This is a genomic window from Micromonospora sp. NPDC049089 (assembly GCF_040648775.1).
Taxonomy (GTDB): Bacteria; Actinomycetota; Actinomycetes; order Mycobacteriales; family Micromonosporaceae; genus Micromonospora.
Window position 1 is genome coordinate 1 of sequence record NZ_JBEZEH010000238.1, and the last position, 10,028, is coordinate 10,028.

General features: G+C 69.1%; 9 protein-coding genes. 5 read left to right on the plus strand and 4 right to left on the minus strand.

The features are described 5' to 3' along the window. Nucleotides 1-48: 48 nt before the first annotated feature. Both AB0B48_RS29090 and AB0B48_RS29095 read right to left on the minus strand, forming a co-directional pair. Nucleotides 49-651, minus strand: a complete 603-nt coding sequence (locus AB0B48_RS29090; RefSeq protein WP_357207047.1) for a response regulator transcription factor — start codon at nt 649-651, stop codon at nt 49-51. Then, a complete protein-coding gene (locus AB0B48_RS29095; protein WP_357207049.1) occupies nt 648-1,802 on the minus strand; it encodes a histidine kinase in 1,155 nt (384 codons plus the stop codon). Before AB0B48_RS29095 ends, AB0B48_RS29090 begins: the two co-directional genes overlap by 4 nt. Before the next feature lie 107 nt (nt 1,803-1,909). Here AB0B48_RS29095 and AB0B48_RS29100 point away from each other — a divergent pair, with 107 nt between their 5' ends. The 3 genes from AB0B48_RS29100 to AB0B48_RS29110 are packed head-to-tail and all read left to right on the plus strand — an operon-like array spanning nt 1,910 to nt 4,226. Beyond that, nucleotides 1,910-2,803 carry an ABC transporter ATP-binding protein gene (locus tag AB0B48_RS29100; protein WP_357207051.1) on the plus strand — a complete coding sequence of 298 codons (894 nt, stop codon included), beginning with the start codon at nt 1,910-1,912 and terminating at the stop codon, nt 2,801-2,803. 26 nt (nt 2,804-2,829) lie between these two features. Continuing rightward, nucleotides 2,830-3,549, plus strand: a complete 720-nt coding sequence (locus tag AB0B48_RS29105; RefSeq protein ID WP_357207053.1) for an ABC transporter permease — start codon at nt 2,830-2,832, stop codon at nt 3,547-3,549. Then, nucleotides 3,546-4,226 carry a GPP34 family phosphoprotein gene (locus AB0B48_RS29110; RefSeq protein ID WP_357207055.1) on the plus strand — a complete coding sequence of 227 codons (681 nt, stop codon included), beginning with the start codon at nt 3,546-3,548 and terminating at the stop codon, nt 4,224-4,226. Before AB0B48_RS29105 ends, AB0B48_RS29110 begins: the two co-directional genes overlap by 4 nt. A gap of 323 nt (nt 4,227-4,549) precedes the next feature. Here AB0B48_RS29110 and AB0B48_RS29115 read toward each other — a convergent pair whose 3' ends face one another. Then, nucleotides 4,550-5,752, minus strand: a complete 1,203-nt coding sequence (locus tag AB0B48_RS29115) for a low temperature requirement protein A (protein WP_357207057.1) — start codon at nt 5,750-5,752, stop codon at nt 4,550-4,552. Nucleotides 5,753-6,046: 294 nt separating this feature from the next. On the opposite strand from AB0B48_RS29115, the gene AB0B48_RS29120 reads away from it, so the two are divergent. Next, on the plus strand, nt 6,047-8,200 hold the full coding sequence (locus AB0B48_RS29120) for a hypothetical protein (RefSeq protein WP_357207059.1): 2,154 nt from the start codon (nt 6,047-6,049) through the stop codon (nt 8,198-8,200). A 113-nt stretch (nt 8,201-8,313) separates the two neighbouring features. Beyond that, a complete protein-coding gene (locus AB0B48_RS29125) occupies nt 8,314-9,396 on the plus strand; it encodes a hypothetical protein (protein ID WP_357207060.1) in 1,083 nt (360 codons plus the stop codon). Nucleotides 9,397-9,528: 132 nt separating this feature from the next. On the opposite strand, the gene AB0B48_RS29130 is transcribed toward AB0B48_RS29125, so the two are convergent. Beyond that, nucleotides 9,529-9,921: a nuclear transport factor 2 family protein gene (locus tag AB0B48_RS29130; RefSeq protein WP_357207062.1), complete on the minus strand. Its 393-nt coding sequence runs from the start codon at nt 9,919-9,921 to the stop codon at nt 9,529-9,531. Nucleotides 9,922-10,028 lie beyond the last annotated feature (107 nt).

Consider the following 10,028-nt stretch of genomic DNA (forward strand, 5'->3'; position numbering starts at 1 on the left):
CCTCGGACAGTCGCAACTCACGGTCACGGTCGGCGACGGCGGATGCGCCTACAGCCAGTCGTGTTCGCGGGCATAGCGGGCCGCTTCGTGGCGGGTCCGGGTCTGGGTCTTGCGCATCGCGTTGGACAGGTAGTTGCGGACGGTGCCCGGAGCCAGGTGGAGCCGAGCGGCGATGTCGGCGACCGAGTAGCCCTCGCCGGTGACCCGCAGGACGTCGGCTTCACGCTCGGTGAGGGGGGAGTCCTCGGTGACGGCGAGCACGGACACGTCCGGGTCTATCCAGCGTTTCCCCGCGTGCAGGGTGGCGATGACCGAGGTGATGTGGGCCGGCTCGGCGGATTTGCTGACGAAGCCTTGGACGCCGAGCTTCAGCGCCTTGCGCAGCACGCCGGGCCGGGCATGCCGGGTCAGCATGAGGATCACCTGCTCCGGTCGCTCGCGGCGGATCTCGGCGACCGCGCCCAGGCCGTCCACTCCCGGCATCTCCAGGTCGATGACCAGCACGTCGGGCCGGTGCCGCAGGGTGGCGTCGATCGCCGTACGGCCGTCCTGCGCCTCGGCGAGAACGGTGATGTCACCCTCCATCGGCAGCAGCGCGGCCAGGGCCGTGCGCAGCAACGCCTCGTCGTCGGCGAGCACGATGGTGGTCATCGGTCGTCCTTCCCGGTAACCGTCGGGGCCGCGTCGGCCTGAGCGGGTGGGAAGGTCGCTGCGGTCAGGAACCGCCCGTCCTTCTGTTCCACGGACAGCTCACCTCCGTCGTCCGCCACCCGTTGCCTCAGCGCCGCCAGGCCCCTGAGCTGCGGGGGCGAGGTGGCGGTCGCACCGTCGTTGACGATGGTGATGCCCGACGCGGCGAGCGTGATCTGCACCTGGGTGGCCTGCGCGTGCCGCAGGATGTTCGTGGTCGTCTCCCGCAGCACCTGCCCGAGCAGTTCGCTGGCGCGGGCGTCGACCTCGGCCTCCCGGGTCACTCGGACCCGGATGCCGGCGGCCTCGAACAGGTTCTTCGCGTTCTCGATCTCCGCGGTGAGGTTGAGCCGCCGCTGCGCGTAGGCGAGTTCCTTGGTCTGCGCGATGGTGTCGCTGACCAGCGTGTACGTCTCCCGCAGCTCCTTCTCCGCCCGAGCGGTGTCGCGCAGCAGCAGCCGCTGGGCCAGGGCGATCTTCAGCTTGACCACGTGCAGGGTGTGGCCCTGGATGTCGTGCAGGTCGCTGGCGAACCGCACCCGCTCCCGGACCACCGCCAGCTCCGCCTCGCGTTCCCGAGTCTGTTCAAGCTCCCGAATGAGGTCGTAGAACCGCTCGCCCACCACCGTGAAGACCGTCACGATGACGGTGAGGGCGGTCGGGATGAGGACATAGGTGACCAGGACGTGACCGATGTCGTCGCGCTGCACCAGCAACCGCGCCGCGCCGACGGCGGCGACGTAGGTGAACAGCCCGGCTATCGTCAGTGCCCGGCGCCGTCGCACCTCGCGCAGGGAAAGCGAACCCACGGCGCAGACACCCCAGTAGGCGTTGGGGCTGCCGGTCACCAGAACCCCGAGCGGCCAGACCGCCGCCGCCACGACCAGGCAGGGCAGCGCGACCCGGGCGAGGTCGTTTGCCGTCCACCGTTCGAAGGCCACCACGGCCGCCACGGCACCGGGTGCCAGGACGACGACGTGCCACCAGGCGCGCGCGTCGGTGTAGAGCAGGATGACCGCGGCGAACACCACCGGCGGCAGTGAGGTCGCGAGGTTGAGCCGGCGCAGCCTTCCCTGCGTCGACTGGGTGAAGCGCGGCGGGCTCGCGGTCACCAGGTCAGTATCCGGCAGCCAGCGGCCGGGACCAGTGACACCACGTCACTTGCGGTGATGACATGGCGCCACTGACGGATCGGCTGCGCCCGCGCTGTCATAGGTGCATGTCCACCACACCTGTCATCGAAGTTGACCGGCTGAACCTCACCTACGGTGATTTCCACGCCGTCAGGGACCTTTCCTTCGAGGTACGACCTGGAGAGCTCTACGCGCTGCTGGGCACCAACGGAGCCGGGAAGACCTCGACACTGGAGGTCATCGAGGGACACCGCAGGTCAACCTCCGGCACCGTACGTGTCTTCGGGCACCGCCCCGACGACCGCCAGACGGTACGTCCCCGAATGGGTGTCATGCTCCAGGAGAGCGGTTTCTCCCCCGACCTCACCGTCCGGGAGTCCGTCGGCCTGATCGGTCGACTCACCGCGCGCACCGACGACGTCGACCGGGTACTCGACCTCGTCGACCTCACCAGCCGAGCCCGCCGCAAAGTATCCCTGCTCTCCGGCGGTGAAAAACGGCGCCTCGACTTCGCCACCGCCGTCTACGGCACCCCGGAACTGATCGTCCTCGACGAACCCACCACCGGCCTGGACATCCAATCCCGCGACGCCGTCTGGGCAACCGTCGACCGACTCCGCGAAAACGGCGCCACCATCGTGCTCACCACCCACTATTTGGAAGAAGCACAACAACGCGCCGACCGCATCGGACTGATGCACCACGGCACCCTGCACCGCGAAGGCACCGTCGCCGAACTGACCCGCACCCTGCCCGCCGTCATCCGCTTCACCCTTCCCGCACCGGCACCCGCACCGGCACCGGCGCTGCCGCTGCCGGCCGCCGTCGACGTGGACGGGAAGGTCGTGGTCGAGACCTTCGCACTGCAGAACGACCTGCACATCCTGCTCCGGTGGGCGCAGGATCACGCCGTGGAGCTGCAGGGCTTGGAGGCCGGGCCGACCCGCCTCGACGACGTCTTCCGCGCCATCAACAACTGACCCGCCATTTCGACAGGAGCGCCACCGTGTTTCCCATCGCCTCCAGCGAACTGATCCAGATCTTCCGCAACCGACTGGTCCTGATCACCAGCCTCATCATCCCCGTCGTCGTCAGCGCCTACTTCGTCCGCCAACACGACACCTTCGCCGACCTCGGCAGCCTCGGCTACATCGCCGCGATCATCCTGTTCACCATCACCGCCTTCGGCCTCTACACCACCGCCGTCACCACCCTGGCCTCCCGACGCCAGAACCTCTTCCTCAAACGCCTACGCTCCACCGCCGCAACCGACACCACCATCCTCGCCGGCCTCCTGCTGCCCGTCGTCGTCCTCGCCCTGATCCAGGTCACCGCGATCCTGACCGCCCTCGCCGTGGTCGCCGGCGCACCGGCGAACATCGCCCTGCTCGTGGTCGCGACCATCGCCACCCTGGCCATGATGGTCGCCCTGGCGCTGGCCACCGCCGGGCTGACCAACTCACCCGAACACGCCCAGGTCACCACCCTCCCCGTCACCCTCGGCGTGATCGCCGTGGCCAGCTGGGTCGGCATCACCGGCACCGAGAACCTCGCCGGGCTCAAGCGGCTGCTGCCCGGCGGCGCGGCCACCGAACTCACCATGAACGCCTGGAACGGCGGCGTCGCCGTGACCGACTCCCTGCTCTTGCTCGCGCCCACGCTCGGCTGGGTCGCCGTCGCCGTCGCCCTCGCCACCCGACTCTTCCGCTGGGAGCCCCGCCGATGACCACCGAAACCCGGCCTGGGACGCCGACAGTGGCGGAAGACCTTCTGCTGCTCCTGTTCCAACCCAACTCCGGAACCATCGCGGGAGAGAACACCCTCTTCTACGTCCTCGGCGGAGCCGTCCTCGCGGACCTCGCCCTCGGCGATCACCTGACCACCGAGGCCCGGGGACGGGTCAGCGGCGTGGCGGGTCATCCACCGTCGGATGACCTCCTGCGCCCGGCATGGGACTACCTCGCCGAGAAACCGCGAGGGGTGCAGACGGCCCTGGCCGCGGTCGGCCCCGTCCTGCGCAAGCCGGTGTTGGAGCGGCTCATCGCGCGGGGCGACATCGACCAGGAGCCCCGTAAGGTGCTCGGCCTGTTCCGGACGACAGCCCTACGGGAGGGCAGAACGGAACGACGGGCCGGCCTGCTCGCCGACGTCCGGCGGGTCCTCGTGGACGGTGCGCAGCCGCAGGCCCGTGTCGCGGCGCTCGCGGCGCTGCTCTCGGCGAGCGGAACGCTCCCGCAGTTCCACCGCGAGATCCCGTGGACGTCACCGGTCATCACGCGGGCCAAGGAACTCGAGCGTGGCGACTGGGGCGCCGACGCCGCGGCGGCGGCCGTGACCCGCACCGTGACGGCCACCGTCATCAACAGCGCCGTCGCCGCCATCACCGTGCTGCCGCGAGGTTAGCGGTGCCTGCGCACCAGGCCGCCCGAGGGTGGTTGTCGCCCCCGTGATCAGCGCGCTTCCGAGCCTCGATCGGCAACGATGGGCGGCATGGCTCGGCGGATGCGCACGACCTACCGGGGAGGCACCGTGACTCAGCGCTCGCAGCACCAACGGGGACGGTGTCCCGTCTGTAAACGCCTCGTACCCCTCACCGCTGACGGCAGGGTTGCTCGGCACAACGGCACCATCCGTGCCTACGCCCCGCCCGAGGAGTGCCCCGGGGGTGGACAGCGAGCGGACGCCACGGGGTCATGAGCAGACAGCCGGACGATGTCCGGTTCGGCTCACTCTCTGGGATGGGGCGGGTGCGGCCCTTCGGGCGGTTTCCCCCTGGCGTGGACGGCGTCGGAAGCCGCGATGCCGGCGAGGACGACGACGGCGGTGGCGGCCACGGCCAGCGGCGGCAAAAGGATCATGAACGGCGAGGCGCCGGCAAGCGCCAGAGCGCCGACGATCCGGGAGTGGGACACCCGGGCGAACACGGCATGTTCCACCAGGGCTCGTCCGATCAGGAAGAGCATCGGTCCGCCCAGGACAACGAGGATCCACGCCGCGTTGGTGTGCCCGAACGGATGTTCGATCACGATTTCGTACCCGACGGCGACAGCGACGATCCCGGCCACCATGAGTACGTGCGCGAGGAAAGCCTCTCGGATGAGATGCGCGGGCTGAGCGGCGGCTCTGATGGCTTCGGGTAGCAGTTGGCCCGCCCTGAAACTGTAGACGCGAAACAGGAGCACGGTCGTGATGAATGAGACCGCAAAGGCTGCCGCGGCTCCTCCCCGCCGGAACGAGGTGTCGCTGTAGGCCGACCCGGTCGTCAGAATAAGTTCACCGAGGGCGATGATGAAGAATTGTTGGTAACGCTCAGAAAGGTATTCGGCCAGGACGGGCCATTGCCGTTGGGTGGGGCGGGACCACGGCGCGGGATAGAACATCAGAAGTGCCGTGCCGTCGATGGCGATCGCGAGCGTCCACAACAGGCTGCGGGTCAGATCCGTCACGATCGCGCCGGCGATCCACGGCACGGCCGACAACGTGAACCAGAAGAACACTCCAGCTGCTCGGCGCTGAGCTTCGTGGCCGCGCAGTATCGGCACGATGACCAGGCCACGGATGATGTGAACCGCGACGTACGCACCGGCGAAGGCCAGACTTCTGTCACCGAACGCGTGCGGCACGGCGACTGCCATCACCAGCGCGCCGAGCATGGCCGTGTAGACCAGCACCTGAAGCTGGGGCCGCTTCGGATCGTAGAGGTCGGTGACCCACGCCGTGACGAACCACAGCACCATGAAGGCCAGCAGCAACAGCAGGGTCTCGCCAGCCTCGATGAGGACGACTCGCTGCTCGGTGAGTTCCTCAACCAGCCGTTGCGAGACCCGATTGAGGGCAAAGATGAAGACCAGGTCGAAGAAGAGTTCCAGAAGGCTTGGTCGCTGCGGTTGCCCGGGTTTCCGAAGCAGCGCTGCTGCCCTTGTCGACATGGGCCGCCCATTCCTGCCGGCTTCGCCTTCCCGGGTAATTGGTACCACGCCAAGCCAGTCGTCGAGTCGATACCCGAAGAATGCCCGGCGAACATGCCCGCCCGGATGTCGACCTCGCGCTACGAGCACGGGATTGCATCTTCCTTCGCGGGGTACGCCCGTTGCGCCAGACGGGCGCCCTCGGATCACCCGAGCGGGTCTGTGTGAGCCTCGTACACGCCGGGGGGCCGGTACCGGATGGATCAGCGAGACGGGGGCGGGCGCGCTGGGGCTGACGGTTTGGTGGAACTGCGGGTGCACGGGGTGTCCGCCACCGGCCCGGATGACCTGCTGGATCGACCGCACGTGCAGCAGGTGGCGGGTGACCACCGGGGCGGCTTCTACCGCCCGCGAGCGGTAGACCGCGAGGACAGCGAGGCGGGCGCGGTGACGCTCGAGGCCTACCGCTGGAACAACCTGCCCGCTGGCAACGCGGTGCGAACGTTGTCGATGGTGATCCTGCTGCCCTTCATGCTGATCAACCTCGCCATCTGGATGCGTCCGGCCGGAGCCGGCGGCGACCCGGTGATCAAGGCCCTGTGCCGGTTGTTGGCGCTCACCATGACCTCGATGTACGTGCTGAGCATCGTGGGGGTCGCCCTGGATGTGATCGCGTGGAAGTGCATGTCCTCACCGGAGTGCCTAACCGGACGTAGCTGGCTCTCCTGGCTCGGGGGGCGTCCCGCCGGACTGCGCCTGGCGGTGCTCGCACTGGCACCGGCTGCGGCCATCAGCCTGGTGTGGGGGCTCAGCGCGCGCCCGGCACTTCCCGCTGACGTCTTCCGCGCGGCCGACCACCCTCGTGCGGCGGACCGGCTCACCGCCGTCGGCCGGTGGGACAATGAGCCACTGGTGGCACGACTGCGCTCGATTCACGTGGCGGCGGCGTTTGCCACGCTGGACCTCAGCCTGCTCGCAGCCCGGTCCGCGCAGGGACTGTCGATCGGCACCATCGCGCTGACGGCAGCTGCCGGACTTCTGTTGATCACATGCGCGGTTCTGCTCTGCACCCCACCCCTGGCCACGCCCACGGAGCTGCGGCTCGACCGGTTGGTCAGCGCGCTACGCACGATCGCCCTCGGTCTGACTGTGCTGGTCTGGATCCTCGTTGTGACCAGCTCGGCATCCTGGCCGGAGCGGAACGGGCTGCCCGGCTACAACCTGACCGTCGTCGGGCTGTTCATCGGTCAGGCGGTGCTGCTTGCTGCCCTGGGGGTGGTGCTGTTCTGGCATCGGGCTCGAGATCCGAATGTCGCGCCCGCCCTCGGGCTCGGTGCCCTGGCGACCTCCGTAGCCGCGATCAGTCTGGCGATCACGTTCTCCGCTGAGCTGGTCTATCGGGTGTCCGACGTTCTGAACAGGGGTGCGCCCACCGCCGAGGCGTTGATAACCAGCCCGCCACGTGCCTGCATCTGGGCGATTCTCGGCTTCTCGCTGGCGGTGCTGGTGACGCTGGCCGTCGCCGCCGTGGTGTCGGTGGCGTCACGACCGGGACGGATCCGGGCCGCGTCGGCAATCGTTGCTCGTGACTTCCCGGACGCGCCGCCCGATGCCACACCGCGACTGCGGCAGGTGCGCAAGACCTTGGCCCGTGCCCGGTTCACCGAGCGGCTGTTGCCGCTCGCGGTGCTCTACGCCTGCCTCGCCGGGATCGGTATAGCAGCGGTCGCGCTCGGCCTGCTGCCGACGCCTCCCGGCGAAATGGTCCAGCGCTACGTCGGGTTGCCGGTCGGCTTCGTCGACTTCCTCATCGGTGTCGGCAGCTATCTGATCGCCGCTCTCATCGTCGGCCTGGTCCTCGGTGGAATCTTCGCCCATCGCACCCCGTGGTTCCGCCGGTACGTCGGCGTGCTGTGGGACCTGGGCACGTTCTGGCCCAGATCGGCGCACCCGTTCGCGCCACCGTGCTACGCCGAACGTGCCGTTCCCGAACTGACCTGCCGGATCACCCACCTCGTCGACTCCGGTAACGCGGTGGTGCTCACCGGGCACAGCCACGGCTCCGTCCTGCTCGCCGCGACAGTGCTCCAACTGCCGCCGCGGGTCACTGACCGGGTCGGGCTGCTGACCCACGGCTCGCCCCTCCGACGGTTGTACGCGCGCCTCTTTCCCGCGTACGTCAGCGACGAGGTGATTCACGAGATCGCCGACCGGGTGAACTGGCGGTGGGTGAATCTGTGGCGGGACACCGACCCCATCGGGGGTCGCGTCTTTCCGCCGCAGGGCCCCGACAAGGCACCCGCGGCGTGCGACCGGGAGGCGACGGTGGACCGACGGCTTCGCGACCCGTACGCCGTCACACCTCCGTCCGGCGACATCTTCCCGCCACCGATCAAGGGACACCGGCCCTGCGAATCGGAGAAGGCGTTCACCGACGCGGTGCGCCACCTGGCCGACCAACTCCGCTGAGCGGGCCACGAGTAGCGGACAGCCGACACCGGAGCACAATGTAGCCGACTGTGACCATCAGATCACCGCGCGCACACTCCTCTCCGACATGTTCCCGTCGACTGGAGGAACAGATGCGTCTCCGATCGTTCGTCACCACTGCACTGGCCGCCGTCCTGGCCGCCGGCGCACTCGCGCCGCCCACACCGGCCGCGGCAGCCACCGCCGACCGCTGGGGCTTCGCGTACGTCAAGGACCCCACAGTCCCGGTCTGGACCGTGCTGGACACCAGCCGGCAGTGGGGCAGCTGGAAGACCGCCTTCCCCGCTGCCTGGGCCGACGGCATCAAGCTCGCGCCCGGCCGGTTCCAGGTCCGTTTTCCGCAGATCGGTGCCAGCTCACGCGGTGTGCCGCACGTGACCCCGGTGAACCGGACCGGTCACTACTGCGAGGTGGTCCGCTGGTTCCAGTCCGGCACCGACGAAATCGTCGACGTGCAGTGCCACAAGCCGGGCGGCACGCGCGATGACACTCCGTTCACAGTGCTCTGGACGACCAGCTCGGGCGTGCTGCCGGCCGGCACCTCCCACGCGTACGTGCAGTGGAGCAGCGGGCTGGTGGCGCAGTCGTACTCCTCCGGTGGCGTGAACACGGTCGGGCCGCTGGGCGTCGGGCAGTACCTGGTGCGGCTGCCCGGGGTGGGATTGGCCGATCTGCTCGCCGGCAACGTGCAGGTCACCGCCGTGCAGCCGAACGCCGGTCCCCGCCGCTGCAAGGTCTACTCCTGGAGCGCGGTCGGCACCGGCGTGCAGGTGTACGTCTTCTGCTACGACCAGGCGGGCGCGTTCATCAACACCGACTTCGCCCTCTCGTACCACCGTCGGCGGCCGGTGATCGGCTCCCTCGGCCCACCCTCGTACTTCGGCTACCTGGGTACCGCCGTCGGCGGGCCGACAAACGACAACTCGGTGCTCGGCGTCGGCGCGAACACCGTGGCGCCGCTGGCGCCCTCCGGCCGCTACCTGGCCACCTTCCCGCAGATCGGCATCAAGGAGACGCACGCCCAGGTGGTGGCGCAGGGCGCCGGCAGCAACTACTGCCACCTCACCCAACCCTGGCCGTACACCACCAACGCCGACGTCGACGTCATCTGCTTCGACAACACCGGCGCGGTCACCCCGCACAGGTTCCTGGCCACCTTCACCTCCCGGCTCTGACGCCGGGCCGCGCCGGCGGTAGCGCTTGCGTTGCTGCCGGCGCGGTCGTGGCCTGCCGCTCGTGGTGGAGTCATCGACCTGGGATGTGTGGACCAGACGGAAGCGTCCGACGAGCGACCGCCTGCGGCCGAGCTAGCCGGCGCTCGCCTCCCGCTGGATCTGCTCGAACTGGGCGGCCATCGCGGCGGCCAGAGTCTGCGCGGCGGACAGTGGGCGAACCATGACAGTGAACTCGTCGATCAGACCGGTCTCGTCCAGGTGCAGGAAGTCGCAACCTTCGACGGCGACGTCGCCAATCCTCGCCTCGAACACCAGCGCGTGATCGCGACCGCCGTCACCGCTCAGCTCACGGGTGTACCGGAAGTCCTCGAAGACCCGCAGCACGCCGCGCAGGATCGCCGCGGTGATGGCCTTTCCCGGGTAGGGGTTGAACGCCACCGGGCTGCGGAAGACCACGTCGTCGGCAAGGGCCGCCGTGATGGCATCGGGATCGCGTGCTTCAACTGCCGCGCGGAAGTCGATCACCACGCCAGCGTACGGGGTCTTGCCGGCAGCCGCGTGCCCAGTACTCGTCGATCCTGCACCGCGCAGGAGCCTGGTGTGGCAAGCGGGACGGCCCGGCGATCGTCGGC